The 16,503-nt window shown below is 68.4% G+C and carries 14 protein-coding genes and 1 pseudogene; 13 read left to right on the top strand and 2 right to left on the bottom strand.

What is annotated here, in order from left to right; translation table 11 throughout:
- From F7Q96_RS16660 to F7Q96_RS16625, 8 genes and pseudogenes are all read left to right on the top strand, one after another.
- A pseudogene (locus tag F7Q96_RS16660) lies at nucleotides 1-490 on the top strand (hypothetical protein); the annotation flags it as partial.
- Between the two features lie 164 nt (nucleotides 491-654).
- Nucleotides 655-1,140, top strand: a complete 486-nt coding sequence (locus F7Q96_RS16655; RefSeq protein WP_053823338.1) for a hypothetical protein — start codon at nucleotides 655-657, stop codon at nucleotides 1,138-1,140.
- A 32-nt stretch (nucleotides 1,141-1,172) separates the two neighbouring features.
- Nucleotides 1,173-1,865 (top strand): C39 family peptidase, encoded by a 693-nt coding sequence (locus F7Q96_RS16650; protein WP_144426002.1) that lies wholly within the window; start codon nucleotides 1,173-1,175, stop codon nucleotides 1,863-1,865.
- 12 nt (nucleotides 1,866-1,877) lie between these two features.
- On the top strand, nucleotides 1,878-2,753 hold the full coding sequence (locus F7Q96_RS16645) for a hypothetical protein (protein WP_053823339.1): 876 nt from the start codon (nucleotides 1,878-1,880) through the stop codon (nucleotides 2,751-2,753).
- Nucleotides 2,754-2,919: 166 nt separating this feature from the next.
- Nucleotides 2,920-4,356, top strand: a complete 1,437-nt coding sequence (locus F7Q96_RS16640) for an acetate kinase (protein WP_151022990.1) — start codon at nucleotides 2,920-2,922, stop codon at nucleotides 4,354-4,356.
- Between the two features lie 247 nt (nucleotides 4,357-4,603).
- A complete protein-coding gene (locus tag F7Q96_RS16635) occupies nucleotides 4,604-5,116 on the top strand; it encodes a hypothetical protein (RefSeq protein WP_053823341.1) in 513 nt (170 codons plus the stop codon).
- Between the two features lie 185 nt (nucleotides 5,117-5,301).
- On the top strand, nucleotides 5,302-6,225 hold the full coding sequence (gene gcvA, locus F7Q96_RS16630) for a transcriptional regulator GcvA (protein WP_053823342.1): 924 nt from the start codon (nucleotides 5,302-5,304) through the stop codon (nucleotides 6,223-6,225).
- A 29-nt stretch (nucleotides 6,226-6,254) separates the two neighbouring features.
- Entirely contained in the window at nucleotides 6,255-7,025 is a 771-nt protein-coding gene (locus tag F7Q96_RS16625; protein ID WP_053823343.1) for an SDR family oxidoreductase, read from the top strand.
- Here the strand turns inward: F7Q96_RS16625 and F7Q96_RS16620 are convergent.
- Nucleotides 7,016-7,942 (bottom strand): LysR family transcriptional regulator, encoded by a 927-nt coding sequence (locus F7Q96_RS16620; protein ID WP_053823344.1) that lies wholly within the window; start codon nucleotides 7,940-7,942, stop codon nucleotides 7,016-7,018. The two genes, F7Q96_RS16625 and F7Q96_RS16620, sit on opposite strands and share 10 nt — an antisense overlap.
- 177 nt (nucleotides 7,943-8,119) lie before the next feature.
- Between F7Q96_RS16620 and F7Q96_RS16615 the strand changes: the two genes are divergently transcribed.
- The 4 genes from F7Q96_RS16615 (at nucleotide 8,120) to F7Q96_RS16600 (ending at nucleotide 12,500) form a co-directional block, all read left to right on the top strand.
- On the top strand, nucleotides 8,120-9,484 hold the full coding sequence (locus tag F7Q96_RS16615; RefSeq protein WP_151022988.1) for an acyclic terpene utilization AtuA family protein: 1,365 nt from the start codon (nucleotides 8,120-8,122) through the stop codon (nucleotides 9,482-9,484).
- A gap of 8 nt (nucleotides 9,485-9,492) precedes the next feature.
- Complete coding sequence (locus F7Q96_RS16610; protein ID WP_053824520.1) at nucleotides 9,493-9,834, top strand: AtuA-related protein; 342 nt, start codon at nucleotides 9,493-9,495, stop codon at nucleotides 9,832-9,834.
- A 57-nt stretch (nucleotides 9,835-9,891) separates the two neighbouring features.
- Nucleotides 9,892-10,914, top strand: coding sequence for a Bug family tripartite tricarboxylate transporter substrate binding protein (locus F7Q96_RS16605; protein ID WP_226995008.1), 1,023 nt, complete (start codon nucleotides 9,892-9,894; stop codon nucleotides 10,912-10,914).
- A 95-nt stretch (nucleotides 10,915-11,009) separates the two neighbouring features.
- A complete protein-coding gene (locus F7Q96_RS16600) occupies nucleotides 11,010-12,500 on the top strand; it encodes an AMP nucleosidase (protein ID WP_006578750.1) in 1,491 nt (496 codons plus the stop codon).
- A 161-nt stretch (nucleotides 12,501-12,661) separates the two neighbouring features.
- On the opposite strand, the gene leuA is transcribed toward F7Q96_RS16600, so the two are convergent.
- A complete protein-coding gene (gene leuA, locus F7Q96_RS16595) occupies nucleotides 12,662-14,347 on the bottom strand; it encodes a 2-isopropylmalate synthase (protein ID WP_053823345.1) in 1,686 nt (561 codons plus the stop codon).
- Nucleotides 14,348-15,206: 859 nt separating this feature from the next.
- Here leuA and F7Q96_RS16590 point away from each other — a divergent pair.
- Nucleotides 15,207-16,427 carry an Ig-like domain-containing protein gene (locus F7Q96_RS16590; protein ID WP_226995009.1) on the top strand — a complete coding sequence of 407 codons (1,221 nt, stop codon included), beginning with the start codon at nucleotides 15,207-15,209 and terminating at the stop codon, nucleotides 16,425-16,427.
- Nucleotides 16,428-16,503: the final 76 nt, after the last annotated feature.

Below are 16,503 nucleotides of genomic sequence, written 5' to 3'. Positions count from 1 at the left end.
GGTGGCGGCCACCGGCGGCACCGGAACCGGCACTGGCGGTGCGGGTGGCGCGGGTACCGGCGGCGCGGCGACTGCTTCGGGTGGTGCCGGCACCGGCACCGGCGGCGCGGGCGGCGCGCAGACCAGCGTGGCGGGTAACGGCGGCACCGGCGGCAATGCGACCAATGGCGGCGCGACCACCACGGCCAGCAATGGCAATGCGACGGCCGGCGCTGGCGCAGTGGGTGCGGCTGGTGCGGCCAGCGGTGCCGGCGGTGCCGGTGGCGCGGGTGCGGGCGGTACCGGCGGCGTGGGCAACGGTGCGACCGGCGGTGCCGGTGGCGCTGGCGGCGCGGCGCTGGCCGATGCAGGCACGTTCAACATGTCCAACGCGATGAGCAGCGTCGGGCAGTCGGCGGCCGGCATCATGATCGCCAACCAGAACAGCGGCCTCGGCTCGCTGGTGCAACAAGCCGTCACGGTCCAGGCCAACCTGGCTGTAGGCAGGTAAGACGCTGCGCGGGCGCTGATGCCGGCGCATGGATGGCGCGCCGGCATCGCGCCTTGCGCGGTGTCGCTCTGCAGGAGTGGGCGTTCCGGCCTCGGCCGGGATGCCCGTTCGACGGAACGTCCTGCCTCCCGCCATGCGGAGACGGGACACAAGGAGGCACCATCATGCGAGCGGTCCGCACCGCTGTCGGCGCTTTGACGACAGCATTCCTGCTCTGGCCCGGCCTGCAAGCCGCGGCGGAGCCGTCCGCCGCGCCGGAAACGGCGGGCCCGATGGCCGCGATGCCCACTGCCGTCGGCATGCCGGAAGAGAACGGGAAAGGCAACAGCAGCAACACCGCCGTGGCGGCGCAGACAACGGCCGACCCCTCGCCGCAAGGTCAGACAGGCGCCGTGCTCGCCGGCTTCGGCAAGCCGGTCGACACAGCCGCGCTGAACGAGATCCGCGGCGGCGCCGAAGTGGTGGTCAACGATATGCGCCTGGCCGGCGTGGTGGCGGACAACACCGCCAACCGTGTGATCACCGGCAGCAACGCGATTTCGGATGGGGCGTTCGCCAATGCCAGCGGCCTGCCCACGGTGATACAGAACACCGGCGCCAACACGCTGATCCAGAACGCGACGATTCTGAACGTGCGATTTGGGCCATGAAGCGGGCCATGAAGCGGGCCATGAAGCGGGCCATGAAGCTGCCGCGCCTCGCCGCAGTGGCGGCGCTCGCCTGGGCGTCGGCCATGGTGCCGGCGCACGCCGCCGATACGGTGGTGCTTCAGCCGGCGGGCAGTGACTACAAGGTCCGGACGGTGAGCCTGAAGGAGGCACGCTTCAAGACCACCATCCGGCAGCAATACGACTTCAGCTGCGGCTCGGCCGCAGTGGCGACCCTGCTTACCTATCAGTACGGCCATCCGGTCACGGAAGCCGAAGTGTTCCAGCAGATGTACCTGACCGGCGATCGCGCCAAGATCCAGCGCGAGGGCTTCTCGCTGCTGGACATGAAGCGCTTCCTCGAATCGCGCGGCTTCATGGCCGATGGCTTCGAACTGCCGTTGTCCAAGCTCGAGGAGACCCAGGTCCCGGCGATCGTGCTGGTGGTCGAGAACGGCTACCACCATTTCGTCGTGGTCAAGGGGGTGCGCGGCAACCGGGTGTTGGTTGGCGATCCCGCGCTCGGTACCCGAGCGTTGTCTCGCGAACACTTCGAGCGGATCTGGGACAGTAGTCTTCTGTTCGTGATCCACAACCGCACCGATCTCGCGCGCTTCAACCAGGCTTCGGACTGGCGCGTCGCACCCAGTGGGCCGTACTGGATGGGGGTCAATCGGGACAGTCTGTTCTTTACCGTCATGCCCAAGCATGGCGTTGGAGACTTCTAGGGACCCGTCATCATGTATCGACAAGCTTTGACCACGCCGCCGGCACGCCGCGGCGCAGTTCGTGGCGCTGCGAGTTCTGTAGCGGCCGCGATGCTGCTCGGCGCGGGGCTGGCCTGCGCCGGCCAGGCGTGGGGCACGCAGGCCCCGCGCGACGGCGGACTGGACGCGGGCCTGGCGTCCCAACCCGCAGCGGATCCGCATCACGACGCCATCGCTGCCGCGCGCAGCGGCATGGCCGGCTGGACACCGGTCGCATCGGCAAGACTGGAAGAACTGCGTGGCGGCTTCGAGACCGCCGGCCTGCAGGTCTCGTTCGGCATCGAACGCGCGGTCTATATCAACGGCAATCTGGTGGTATCGACCAGCCTCGTCATTCCGGACGTCAGCCGTATCACGTCCGAACAAGCAGGGCGGCTCGCGGCGGCGCTGCAGAGCGCCGCCAATGCCGGCTCGGTCGCGGCCAATGCGCTGGGCCAGGCGGGGCAGGGCACGTCGACGCCCGGCAGCGGCAGCGCCAGTTCGTCGGCCAGCGCGGGGCAGCCCGGCACGGCGACGTCCACACCGGGCACCGCGACCGTGGCGGCGCCATCGCCCGCACCGTCTTCGGGGGCGCCGACGATGCCGGCGCCGGCGGTGATCGCCACCGCGACCGGTTCGGTCACCACCAACGGCCTGCTCAATCTGATCCAGAACGGGCCAGGCAACAGCTTCAACGCGGGGGCGCTGGCCGGCACGCCGGCGACCGTGATCCAGAACTCGCTCAACAACCAGTCGATCCAGAGCCTGTTGACCATCGATGCGGGCGTGAACACCTTGCAGGCGTTCCGCGCGGGGGTCGCCGGCGCGGCATTGAACAGCGCCCTGCAACGGGCGGCGAGCATGCGGTAGAGCCAGGTCGCATACGGGACCACACGCAACCACACGAAGACCACATCGAAGCAGGCAGAGGCAACGGATGCAAGCGGTCGCATCCGGACACACAGGGGTGCATCGCAACAACGCAAAGCAGGCCGCGGACTCCTGAACCAGTCCGCCATCCGGGGGGAGGAGAGTCATGAGAAAAAGGTCGATGCAGGGCATCCGGCAGGCGGGATGCTCGACCTTGCTATTGCTGGGGGGATTGGCGCATGCGCAGAACCTGCCCGACGACGGACCGACGGCCGCCAAGCTGGAGGCCCTGAAGCGCGAGGTCGCCGAACAGGCCGCCGTGCTCGACGCGATGAAGCGCTCGATGGCCCAGCAAGAGGCCACGATCCGCGAGTTGCGCAGCATCGTCGGCGCCGATGCGCTCGCCAACAAGCGCGGCGGACAGCGTGGCGGCGTGACGGGCGGGGACATTGCGACCGGCGCGGCGACAGCGCCCGCGGCGGCCAGCGGCAACACCGGCCTGCCGAATACGCGAAACGTGCCGGTCAATCAGGCACAGGCCCCGGCACAGGCCCCGGCACAGGCCCCGGCACAGGCTCCCGCCAACGGCAGCACCACGGTCGCGCAGGCGCAGGAGCCGGTCGGCCGGCCGCCGGAGCGCGACACGCGCCCGCCGGAGATCGCACCGATCTTCGATCAGCCGGGCGTGCTGACGCCGCCAGGCCGGCTGGTGGTCGAGCCGGCGTTCCAGTACGGCTACTCGTCCAACAACCGCGTGGCGCTGGTCGGCTACACGGTGATTCCTGCAATCCTGATCGGCCTGATCGACGTGCGCGAGGTCAAGACCTCGACCTATGTCGCCTCGGTCGCGTTCCGCTACGGCATCACCAAGCGGCTCGAAATCGAGGCCAAGGTTCCGTACGTGCATAGCTCGGGGTCGACCATCAGCCGGGAAGTCTTCACCGGCACGGCGGTCGACAACGTCTTCAATTCGAGCGGCAGCGGGCTGGGCGATGTCGAGGCGACGCTGCGCTATCAGCTGAACTACGGCAACGACCGCATGCCGTATTTCGTCGGCTGGCTGCGCTACAAGTCCAATACCGGCAAGAGCCCGTTCGACGTGGTCACCGATTGCGTGCAGCGCTGCATCGGCAATACGACGGGCACCGGGTTGCCGCTGGGCATGCCGACCGGCACCGGCTTCCACGCGATCCAGCCGGGCATCACGTGGCTGCTGCCGACCGATCCGGCGGTGTTCTTCGGCACCTTCAGCTATCTGCACAACTTCGGCCGCGACAACGTCAGCCGTACCGTGCTGAACGGCCAGAAGGAGCCGCTGGGCAAGATCGAGCCGGGCGATATCTTCGGCTTCAACTTCGGCATGGGCCTGGCGCTGAACGAGCGCGCGTCCTTCAGCATCGGCTACGACCAGAGCATCATCTGGCCGACCAAGCAGAACGGACAGACGGTACCCGGCTCGGTGCGGATCACGCAGGGCTCGCTGCTGGTCGGCTATTCGTACCGCTTCAGCGACCGCTATACGCTCAATATCTCGGTCGGCGCGGGGCTGACGCGCGATACGCCCGACCTGCAGGTCAACGTGCGGCTGCCGATCACGTTCTGAGCGGCACCCGGCCGGACTTCGGCCTGGCCTTCAAACCTTGCGCTGGCGTCATCGCCGTCACGTTGGCCCGCCGCCGGCGTGACGGCTACGTGACGTCGCGCCGGCCCCGTGTGGTGCATCCCACGAGCGCGCTTGCGATTCCCAGCCTGGTGGCGTACAAAAGTAAAACCCGCCCAGCCGGCGGAATCTGCCGCCACCTGCCAGCCTCGGCAGCCCACGGACGGGACCTCGCTCGGAGGAATCCGTCATGCGCAAACGCATCTATTGGTTATTGCCCGACGTGGTCAGCGCGAAGCGGACCATGGACGATCTGCTCGTCAATCGCGTCGAACACCGGCACATCCACTTCGTCGCCCGCGATGGCATGGACATGACCGGGCTGCATGAAGCCAATCTGTTCCAGACCTCCGATATCGTGCACGCCGCCGAGATGGGTTTGATGATCGGTGGCGCGGTCGGCGTGGTCGCCGGCGTCGTGGTGGCAATGTTCCCGATCGTCGGCGATACCCCGCAATGGGGCCTGGTTGGCGTGCTGGCTGTGCTCGGCGCGGTGTTCGGTGCCTGGGCCTCGAGCATGATCGGCAGCTCGGCGCCCAACAGCCGGCTCAAGCCCTTCGAGGCCGATATCGCCGACGGCAAGATCCTGCTGATCGTGGATGTGCCGCGCGGCCGTTGCGAGGAAATCGAAACCCTGCTGCGCAGCTCGCATCCGGAAGCCCGCTTCGCGGGGATGGACCCGGCGGTGCCGGCATTCCCCTGATTCCGGCGCGCTGCATCGCATCGACGATCCGACGCATCGACGATCCGACAATACGTGGTGCACCGGCGGCGCTGGCGCACCACGTTCCCGCTCCTCGCGCCAACTCGGCGCGATTCCGTGTGCATTGACCCCCCGCCGAGAAACCGGTAGCTTCCGTGCGATCCTTCCATCTCGCCTGAAGATCGATGAATCGCATGCTGCCGGGCACGCGCGCCCTCCGGACCTTTGAAGCGGCGGCGCGGCATCTGAATTTCACCCGCGCGGCCGACGAAGTCGGCCTGACTCCCGCGGCGGTCAGCTACCAGATCAAGGAAATCGAGGAACAGCTCGGCATCACGCTGTTCACGCGCACCAGCCGCAGCATTCAGCTGACGCCCGCCGGCGCGGTCCTCTACGAGGCCACCGCCGATGCGCTCGACAACCTGCGCCGCGCCACCGCCCGCGCCCGGCGCATGGCGCGAGGCGCGGCGCACCTGCGCATATCGCTGGAGGCGCGCTTCGCGTCCAACTGGCTGCTGCCCCGGCTCCCGCAATTTCGCGCGGCCAATCCCGGCCTCGATCTGACCTTCGATATCAGCGAGCAGGTCCGCGATTTCGAGGCCGACGACATCGACGTCGCGATCCGCTTCGGCGCCGGCCGCTATGAAGGCGCACGCGCCGAGCGACTGTTCGGCACGGTGGTGGTTCCAGTCTGCAGCCCGAGCCTGCTGGAATCAGGCCCGCCGCTGCGCGAGCCCAGCGATCTGCTGCACCACACGCTGTGCCACGTCGATTGCCGGACCGATGGCATCGTCTGGCCCGACTGGCCGATGTGGATGGCGGCGGCCGGCATCGAGAACTTCGACGACAGCCGCTGCATGGCCTTCGCCGATTCGACGCATGTCGTCCAGGCCGTGCTGGACAGCGGCGCCGTGGGCCTCGTCGAACTGCCGATGATCGCCAACGACCTCGCCGCGGGCCGGCTGGTCAGGCCGTTCGACATCGGGGTCAGCGTGGCGCAGGACTATGGCTACCACCTGGTCTATCCGGAAAGCAGCAGCGAGGACCCCCGAGTGGTGGCGTTTCGCGACTGGCTGATCGAACAAACCAGACAGGCGCCCCAGGGATAAGTGGGGCGCCCTGCGGTATATTCCCCCGCATGTCCGCGCATACCCCATCCCATCCCTTTTCCCTGACCGGCCGCGTTGCGCTCGTTACAGGCGGCGCGCAGGGCCTTGGACTGGCCATCGCCAGAGGCCTGATCGACGCCGGTGCCCTCGTGCTGGTCGTTGCGCGCAGCGCGCAGCGGGTCGAACAGGCCGTGGCCGCGCTCGGTACGGGCGCGCATCCGCTGGTGCTCGACATCACCGACGAGGCCGCGGTCGCGCAGGCGTTCGACCGCATCGACGCGCAATACGGCCGGCTCGACATCCTGGTGAACAACGCCGGCGCGCGCAATCGGCAGACCATGGCCGAGCTCGATACCCGCGACCTGCGCGCGATGATGGAGACCAATCTGGTCGCGCCGTACAACCTGTGCCGCCATGCGGCGATGCGCATGCGCCGCAGTGGTTATGGCCGCATCATCAATGTCAGCTCGATCGCGGGGCAGGTCGCGCGTGGCGACGACGTGCTGTACCCCGCCACCAAGGGCGCGCTCGATGCGCTGACGCGCTCGCTATCGGCGGACCTGGGGCGCGATGGCGTCACCGTCAATGCGATTGCGCCGGGGTTCTTCGCCACCGAGCCGAACCAGCCGATGGTCGGCGATGCCGGCGTCAAGGATTGGCTGCAGCGCCGTACCTCGCTGGGCCGCTGGGGGCAGCCGGACGAAATCGCGGGCGCCGCGGTGTTCCTCGCCTCGCCGGCGGCGTCCTACATCACCGGCCACGTCCTTGCCGTCGACGGCGGCTATCTCGCTCACTTCTGAGCCGTCCGCCGCTCGGCTTCCTGCGCGCCGCGCCGCTTGCGGAAGTGCGCGTACACATAGTCGAGCATCGCGCTGGCCGCGGCCGAATCGCCGCGATCGCGCAGCCGTACCAGGCAGATGTCGCGCACCAGCGATTCGAGCCGCAGCGGCCGGATCGCCAGATTGGGCAGCCGGAACTGGAACAGCGCCAGCGACGGCACCACGGTGACGCCCAGCCCGGCCGCCACGAGCCCCGCCACCGTGGCCAGGTGCTCGACCTCCATCACGCCATTGAGCCGCGTCGGATGCAGCGCGGCGTCCAGATGCTGCCGCACGCTGCTGGTTCGCGACAGATGGATGAACGGCAGGCCGGCCAACGCGGATGGTGCGATGCTGCGGCGCGACGCCAGCGGATGACCGGCGGGGCAGACCACGTGAAAGGAGTCCGCCACCAGCGGCTCGATCTTCAGATCGGCATCCTGGCCGGGCGCCGGCGCCAGCGCGAAGTCGACGCGGCCGCGCCGAACCAGATCGATGCAGCCGTCGGCCAGCACGTCGTGCAGCGCCAGCGCGATGCCCGGATAGCGCGCGCGGAAGGCGGCGAGTACCGGCGGCAGATCGCCTGCGGCGATCGACGGCAGCGCGGCGATCGCGACCCGCCCCTTGCGGCGTTCGGCATGGTCGCGCAGGTCGGCGAAGGCGTCCTCGAAATCCGCTAGCAGCCGCTCGGCCACCTCCTCGAAGCGGCGCCCCTCTGCGCTGAGCTCGACAAACCGCGTGGTGCGCTCGAACAAGCGGGCGCCGGCCTGTTCTTCCAGCGTGCGAATCAGCGCGCTGAAGGCCGACTGCGACAGATGGCAGGCCTGCGCCGCACGCGTGAAATTGCGCTGCTGGGCCAGCGCGACGAAGGCGCGCAGATGCTTGACGGACAGGTTCATGACGGCGGACGAGATCGGGGATGGGGGGCCGGGCGCCCGGATTGATCGAGCAGACCGCTAGATTAATCCAAATAATCCGTTTTTCCGAATTCGAGGTCATGCCTAGAATGCCGTGACCGGCTGCGCGCAAGCGCTGTCCCCTTGATTGACTGTCGTCCTGCTGATATCGCGCCCGCCATGGTTTCTCCGCTCTCGATCGGCTCCGGTGCCGGCTTCTCCGGCGATCGCATCGACGCCGCGCTGCCCGTGGTCCGCACGCTGATCGCCGACGGCGGCCCCTCCGCGCTGATCTTCGAAACGCTGGCCGAGCGCACGTTGGCGCTGGCCCATCTGGCCCGGCGCGCCGATCCCGGGCGCGGCTACGAGCCGCTGCTCGACGCGCTGCTGAGCCCGGTACTGGGCCTTTGCCTGGCGCACGGCATCCCGATCGTCGGCAACTTCGGTGCGGCCAATCCGCACGGCGCCGCGCGCCGCGTGCAGGCGCTGGCGGCCGAGCTGGGGCTGCCCCGGCCGCGCGTCGCCGTGGTGGAGGGCGACGATCTGTCGGGCGATGCCGGGCGCAGGCTGCTGTCCGGCATTCTCGGCGCGGCCTTTCCCGAGCGCCGCTTCGTCTGTGCCAACGCCTATATCGGCGCGCAAGGCATCGCCGACGCGCTGGCCGCCGGCGCACAGGTGGTGGTGTGCGGCCGCGTCGCCGACCCGGCCCTGGCGGTCGGCCCGGCGATGGCGCATTTCCAATGGTCGTGGCAGGACTGGGACCGCCTGGCGCGCGCGACCATGGCCGGCCATCTGCTGGAATGCGGGGCGCAGGTGACCGGCGGCTATTTCGCCGATCCCGGCATCAAGGACGTCCCGGACGTCCATGCGCTCGGCTATCCGATCGTGCGGCTGGACAGCGATGGCGGCATCGAGGTCGGCAAGGCCGCCGGCACCGGCGGCTGCGTCGACCTGCGGACCGTCAAGGAACAGCTGCTGTACGAGGTTCACGATCCCGCCGCCTACCTGACGCCGGACGTGGTGGCGGACATCGGCGCGGTTACCGTCGAGCAGCTGGGTCCGGACCGCGTCGCGGTGCGCAATATCCGCGGCCATGCGCGGCCGCAGCAGCTGAAGGCCAATCTGTTTCACGAGGGCGGCTGGATCGCCGAAGGCGAGATCTCCTACGCGGGGCCGAACGCCGCGGCGCGCGCGCGTCTGGCCGGCGACATCGTGCGCAAGCGGATGGCGATGCTCGGCCACGAAGTGCCGGTGCGGCTCGACCTGATCGGCGTGCTCAGCGTACTGGCCGACGATGGCGGCGCCTGGCTCGCCACGCCGCAAGCGCATGAGCGGCACAGCCAGGACGTGCGGCTGCGCGCCGCGCTGGCGCACGAGGACAAGGCCGTCGCCGAGGCGCTGCTGCGCGAGGTCAACGCGCTCTATTGCTGCGGACCTGCCGGCGGTGGCGGGGTGCGCACGGCGCTGCGTCCGCGGCTGAACGCGATGTCCTGTCTGGTGCCGCGCGAAGCGGTAACGGCGCGCTACACGATGATCGAAGGCTGAACATGACGATGCCCGGCACCATTGCGCTCTATCGCCTTGCCCATGCCCGCACCGGCGACAAGGGCGACCGTTCGAACATCAGCGTGATTGCCTACGACGAGCGCGATTTCGAGCATCTGCTCGCACACGTGACTGAGGACGCGGTACGCGCGCTGTTTCGTCATCGCCAGCCCGCCGCAGTAACGCGATACGTCGTGCCGAGCCTGCATGCGATGAATTTCGTGCTCGACGGCGTGCTCGACGGCGGCGTCAACGATGCGCTCAATCTCGACGCGCACGGCAAGGCGCTGTCCTTCCTGCTGCTGCAGCTGGAGATTCCGTTGCCGCCGCGCCTGCACGCTGGTGGCTGACCGGCGCCACGCATCGGCGCATTCCGACCTCATAAAACACCCAGAGGAGACCACACCATGCCATCCCGATTTCTCCCCGCCGCCGTGCGAACGCAACCGGCGCCGCGCCTGAAGACGCTGCTGCCGGCGCTGGCCGCACTGACGGCATTCGCCGCACTGGCGCTGCCGTCCGCACCGGCACGCGCCGAATTCCCCGACAAGCCGGTCCGCTTCGTCGTGCCGTTCGCGGCCGGCAGCGCCACCGACCAGCTGGCCCGCGCGATCGGCCAGGCGATGACCACCGACGCCAAGGTCACCGTGGTGGTCGACAACAAGCCCGGCGCCAACGGCTTCATCGCGGCCTCCGACGTCGCCAAGGCCGCGCCCGACGGCTATACGGTGCTGATCACGACCAACACCACGCACGCGGCCAACGAGCATCTGTTCAAGAAGCTGCCCTACGATCCGGTCAAGGACTTCACGCCGATCACCGCGCTGGGCAAGGGCGGCCAGATCATGGTCGTCAATCCGCAATTGCCGGTGAAGACCGTCGGCGAGTTCATCGCGCTGGCCAGGCAGCAGCCGGGCAAGCTGAGCTTCGGCAGCGGCAGCTCGTCGTCGCGCATCGCGGGCGAACTGTTCCAGCAGATGGCAAACGTCCAGCTGCTGCACGTGCCCTACAAGAGCAATCCGCTGGCGGTGACCGACCTGCTCGGCAACCAGATCCAGATGATGATCACCGATACCGCGACCGGCCTGCCGCAGGTCAAGAGCGGCAAGCTCCGGGCGCTGGGCGTGTCGGGCAAGACCCGGTCGCCGCTGGCCCCCGACGTGCCGACCATCGACGAGGCCGGTGTCAAGGGCTACGAGATGAGCTACTGGTTCGCGGCGTACACGCCCGCGGGCACGCCGCAGCCGGTGGTCGCCAGGCTCAACGAGCTGCTGGTCAAGGCGGCGCGCAGCCAGACCGCGAGCAACTTCTATCGCAGCACCGGCACCGAGGTCTTCACCAGTACGCCGGCCGAACTGGCAGCCTTCCAGCAGCAGGAATCGGCCAAGTGGGGGCGCATCATCCGCGCCGCGAATATCCAGCCGGAATAAGCGGGGCCAGTCGTTCCCGCCTTCGCGGGAGCGACATCGCGACGGTTTGCCGAGTTGCCAGCACGGTCATGTGCCGGGCGCATGCGCGCGGGAGTATGATCGTCGCCATGCAAGCCTCGATCTTCTCTTCCGCCCATCCGGCCGACCAGTTGGCCGAGTTCACCGACCCAGAAGCCGCGCTGGCGCGCATCGGCGAAATCTACGACAACGCGGTCGGCGCAGTGCGCGCGCGTTTCGATGCCTTCGCCCGCGGCGAGCCGCTGCCTTCGGCGGCGCATGCCTGTTATCCCTATCTGGGCATCTCGGTCAATATCGAAACGATGGTGACCGACAGCCGGCCGTCGTGGGGCACCGTGGCGTACCCGGGCGTTTATGGCACCACCGTGACACGCCCCGATCTGTTTGCCGACTACTACCGCGACCAGATCGAACGGCTGATGCGCTATCACCGCGTGCCGGTGGTGGTGGGCACCAGCCGGCGGCCGATTCCGCTGCCCTTCGTGATCGAGGCGTCGACCACCGACATCAGCTACACGCAGGCGCGCGAGCTCGAGGCCTCGTTCGTATTGCCCGAGCTCAGCCGCATCGACGACGGGATTGCGAATGGCACCTACGAGCCGGTGCCCGGCGAGGCCTGGCCGCTGTCGCTGTTTCCTGCCGAGCGCGTCGATCTGGCGCTGCAGCGGCTGTACCACTACACCGGCACGGCGCCGCAGCACTTCCAGCGCTTCGTGCTGTTCACCAACTACCAGCGCTATGTCGACGAATTCGTCGCGCTGGGCCGCTCGCTGATGAGCGGCGCCGATGGCGACGAGTACGTCCGCTTCGTCGAGCCGGGCGACATCGTGCAGAACCATGGCGAGGCCGAGCCGGATCTCGCCCTGTATCCGCGCGCGCTGCCGCAGATGCCGGCCTATCACCTGGTGCGCGAGGACCGGCTCGGTGTCACGCTGGTCAATATCGGCGTCGGCCCGTCCAACGCGAAGACGATGACCGACCATCTGGCGGTGCTGCGCCCGCATTGCTGGCTGATGGTGGGGCATTGCGGCGGCCTGCGCCGCTCGCAGCAGCTTGGCGACTACGTGCTCGCGCACGCCTATGTGCGCGACGACCACGTGCTGGACCAGGACCTGCCACCGTGGGTACCGGTGCCGCCGATCGCCGAGATCCAGGTCGCGCTGCAGGAAGCGGTGGCGCGCGTGACCGGGCTGTCCGGCAACGAGATGAAGACGCGGATGCGCACCGGCACCGTGGTCTCGACCGACGACCGCAACTGGGAGCTGAAGTCGAAGACGCTGTACGCGCGCTTCAACCAGTCGCGCGCGATCGCGATCGACATGGAGAGCGCGACGGTAGCGGCCAACGGTTTTCGGCTGCGCGTGCCCTACGGCACGCTGCTGTGCGTCTCCGACAAGCCGCTGCATGGCGAATTGAAGCTGCGCGGCATGGCCAACGCCTTCTATCGCCAGCGGGTCAGCCAGCATATGACGATCGGCCTCGAAGCCATCCGCATCCTGCGCGAGAACGGCGTCGAGGCGCTGCACTCGCGCAAGCTGCGCAGCTTCGACGAGCCGGCGTTCCGCTGATCCGGGACGGCCGCGGTACCCCAATGGTGTTCCCTCTCCCGCCTGCGGGAGAGGGGTAGGGCAGAGGGAAGGGCGCCAGCAAGCCTCAAGCGCTATCGCCAGCGCGACAGGCTTTGCCATTCCCCGACCCTGTCCCGCGAGCGGGACAGGGCAGCAACGGCCTAGGCCGCTTGCTGTTGCGTAGCGCGCTGCGTCGCCTCCGCCCGCAAATGCCGATTGACCCCGGACACCACCGCCTTCAGCGACGCCGTCACCAGGTTCGCATCGATCCCCGCGCCGAAGCCGGTCGCCGATTCTCCTACCCGTACCTCGACATAACAGGCCGCGCGCGCATCGGCGCCGGACGATTGCGCGTGCTCGTGGTAGTCCATCACGCGTACCGGCATGCCCAGTGCCCGCACGAAGGCGTCGATCGGGCCGTTGCCCTTGCCGCGCACCACGCGCGTGGCGCCATCCTGTACCAGCGTGGCCTCGATCTCGACCTGATCGTCCGCGCCCGACATCATCCGGTGCGACACGTAGCGTATCGGCGCATCGATCTCCAGATATTCGCGGCGGAACAGCGCGTACAGATCGTCCGCGCTGGCCTCGGCGCCGGTCTCGTCGGTCATGCGCTGCACCGCGCGGCTGAATTCGATCTGCAGCCGCCGCGGCAGATACAGCCCGTGCACCTGTTCGAGCAGATAGGCCATGCCGCCCTTGCCGGACTGGCTGTTGACGCGGATCACCGCGTCGTAGCTGCGTCCCAGGTCCGCGGGATCGATCGGCAGATACGGCACCTCCCAGATCGCGTCCGGCTTCTGCTGCGCGAAGCCCTTGCGGATCGCATCCTGGTGCGAGCCCGAGAACGCCGTGAACACCAGATCGCCGGCATAGGGATGGCGCGGATGCACCGGCAGCTGATTGCAATGCTCGACGCACTGGCGCACCTCGTCGATATCGGAGAAGTCCAGCTGCGGATCGACGCCCTGTGTGTACAGGTTCAACGCCAGCGTCACCAGGTCCACGTTGCCGGTGCGCTCGCCGTTGCCGAACAGGCAGCCCTCGACGCGATCGGCGCCGGCCATCACGGCCAGTTCGGCCGCCGCCACCGCCGTGCCGCGATCGTTGTGCGGATGGACCGACAGCACGATGTCGGCGCGGCGTGCCAGATGGCGATGCATCCATTCGATCTGGTCGGCGAACACATTGGGCGTGCTGCATTCCACGGTGCTCGGCAGGTTCAGGATCATCGGCCGCGCTGCGCTCGGTTGCCAGATATCGGCGACCGCGTCGCTGACTTCGAGCGCGAAGTCGAGCTCGGTCATGCTGAAGGTCTCGGGCGAATACTCATAGGTCCAGGCGGTGCCGGGGATCGCGTCGGTCAGTTCGCGAATCAGCCGCGTGCCGGCCAGTGCGATCTGCTTGACCTCGTCGCGGCTCGCGCCGAACACGATGCGGCGAAACGCCGGTGCGATCGGGTTGTACAGATGCACGACCGCGCGCGGCGCGCCGCGCAGCGATTCGATGGTGCGGCGGATCAGGTCGTCGCGGGCTTGCGTCAGCACGACGATGGTCACGTCGTCGGGAATGCGGTTCTGCTCGATCAGCATCCGCACGAAGTCGAAATCGGTCTGCGATGCCGACGGAAACGCGACCTCGATCTGCTTGAGGCCGATCTTCACCAGTTGTTCGAAAAAGCGCAGCTTGCTCGCCACGCTCATCGGCTCGATCAGCGCCTGGTTGCCGTCGCGCAGATCGGTGCTCATCCAGACTGGCGCACGCGCGATGCGCTGGTTGGGCCAGGTGCGATCCGGCAGCTCGACGGTGGCGGCGGGACGGTATTTGACGGCGGGGTCTTGCAGCATGAACGGGTCCTCCTCGCGAGGGAATCGCGATAGTGAAGGGAAAGCGGGCCGCATGGCGGGCGAACGGTCGAACGATCGGACGATCGGACGATCGAACGGCCGAATGCCGATCAGCACCGCAATCGAAGCCGATCACGGCGTGCCAATGCGAATGAAATGGTGGCGACAGGCTGCCGAACTGCCACGGGGCGCTAGGCCCGGCAACCGATCGGTAGGTCTAGTTGTAGCGAGGAGGCGAAGACGAGCGCGCACGTGGGCGCGGAGACCGAGCCGAGGCCATCGATGGCGACCGCACGACGCGCGCGCGCCGACGCGGCGATGCACAGGGCATCGGCGGCTTGGCGGTGGACGGTCGGCGCAACGGACATCGTGCTGGCTGGTGTGAAGGTGTCGAGAGTCGACAGTGTGAGACAGTGTGAAAACGACGGTGCAGCAGCGACAAAGCGTAGTGCATCGAGCGTCGACTCGTCAAGCAAGCCGCCGCGCTTTCGCCGTGCGCCGCCAAGCGGTGGCCTCGGCCAAACGGATGAGATCGCCAAACCGGGCTCGTACCTGAACGCGTGCTGCCACACGCAAACCGCGGCGGTGGTCCACCGCCTGGCCGGTACAGCGTGAGTTGCGTCGCGCCTAGCCTGAAGGGGGACATTGTCCCAGCCAACGGGGAGACATCATGATCGGAACGGGAACGGGATCGAAGCCGCTCGCCTGGGTCGCGGCGGTGCTGACGGCAATGGTATTGGCCGCGTGCGGTGGAGGCGGGGGCGGCGATGGTGCGGGGGCGAATCCGAGTTCAGGCTCGGGCTCCGGCAGCTCGTCAGGTCCCGGCTCCAACGGATCGCCGACGACGGTCAGCTATACCGTGACACTCGGACAATCGGCGGGACAGGTCGGCGTGGGCCGCACGCTGACCCTTGCGGCCGTCGTCGTCGACAGCAACGGCAGGGACGTCACCGCCCAGGGCAGCTACGCGTGGACCTCGTCCGATCCCGCGGTCGCAACGGTGACGCCGAGCGCTAACGTCGCCGGCGCCGCGGTCGTGACCGGCATCGCGGCGGGTACCGTCAACGTGCAGGTCGCCGCGACCATCCATGGTGCCGACGGCAAGGCGATCGCGCTGCCGGTACAGACCGCCACGATCACGGTCGCCGCGAGCAATGACTACAGCCTCGCGGTGTCGCATCCGCTGCTGACGCTGGCTAACGGAGAAACCCGGCAGATCCGCGCCACGCTGCTCGATGGCGACGGGATCGATGTGTCGGGCGCGGTGCATGACTGGGCCTGGGCCAGCTCGGCCGCCGGCATACAGCTCGGTGCGGATCGCGAGCGCGCGACGCTGCACGGCGTGAATCCGTCGACCACCGGCACGGTGGAGGGCACGGTCACGGTCGGCGTCACGGCGCCCAACGGCGTCGCGCTGGCCGCGCGGATCGCCGTCGTCGTGCTGAAGAACGGCAGCTACGCCTACACGCTGGAGCTGCTGCGCAACGGCGCCCCGATCGACGCGATCTCGATCCTGAACGGCTATCCGGCCACGCTGTCGGCGCGGGTGATGCGTAGCGACGGTCTTGATGCGACCGCGCAGTTCGACGGCCAATGGTCGTACACGAGTACCTCGCCGTCGCTGTCGGTCCAATCCAATGCGCAGTCCACTGCGAGCGGGCGCGGCTTCACGCTGGACACCAGCCGTCCCAATGGCGCCGATCCGCTGCAGAGCCTGTTGAAGATCACGGCCACCAGCAAGGCACTGGACGCCACGCCGAGTGCCGGCCTGACCGTGACGGAGCAGCCGACCTGGGCGCTGGTCTACGACGGCCCGCAGCCGCTGCGTATCGCGACGATGCCACCGCTGCCGATTCCGGTCACCGCGACCGTCAGGCATCGCGGCAACGCGCTGACCTTCCTCGCGTGCGAAGCGTGGGACTGGCAACAGTCCGGCAATATCGCCGTGACCCCGGCCACGCATCCGGGCCAGGTCGGCGTGACGCCGTTGACGCCGGGCGACTTCTCGCTGACAGCAAGCTGCACCGTCAGGCAGAGCGGGCAGCGATTGTCGTTGACGATCAACGGCAGTGCGATCTGAACACGTCGTTCCCGCAAAGGCGGGGACCCAGCGTCTTTCGAAGCCACTGGGTCCTCGCCCGCGCCAGGACGACGGT

It is taken from the genome of Cupriavidus gilardii (assembly GCF_008801915.1).
Lineage (GTDB): Bacteria > Pseudomonadota > Gammaproteobacteria > Burkholderiales > Burkholderiaceae > Cupriavidus > Cupriavidus gilardii.
The sequence above is the reverse complement of the archived record's forward strand: the minus strand, read 5'-3'. Positions and strand labels throughout refer to the sequence as shown.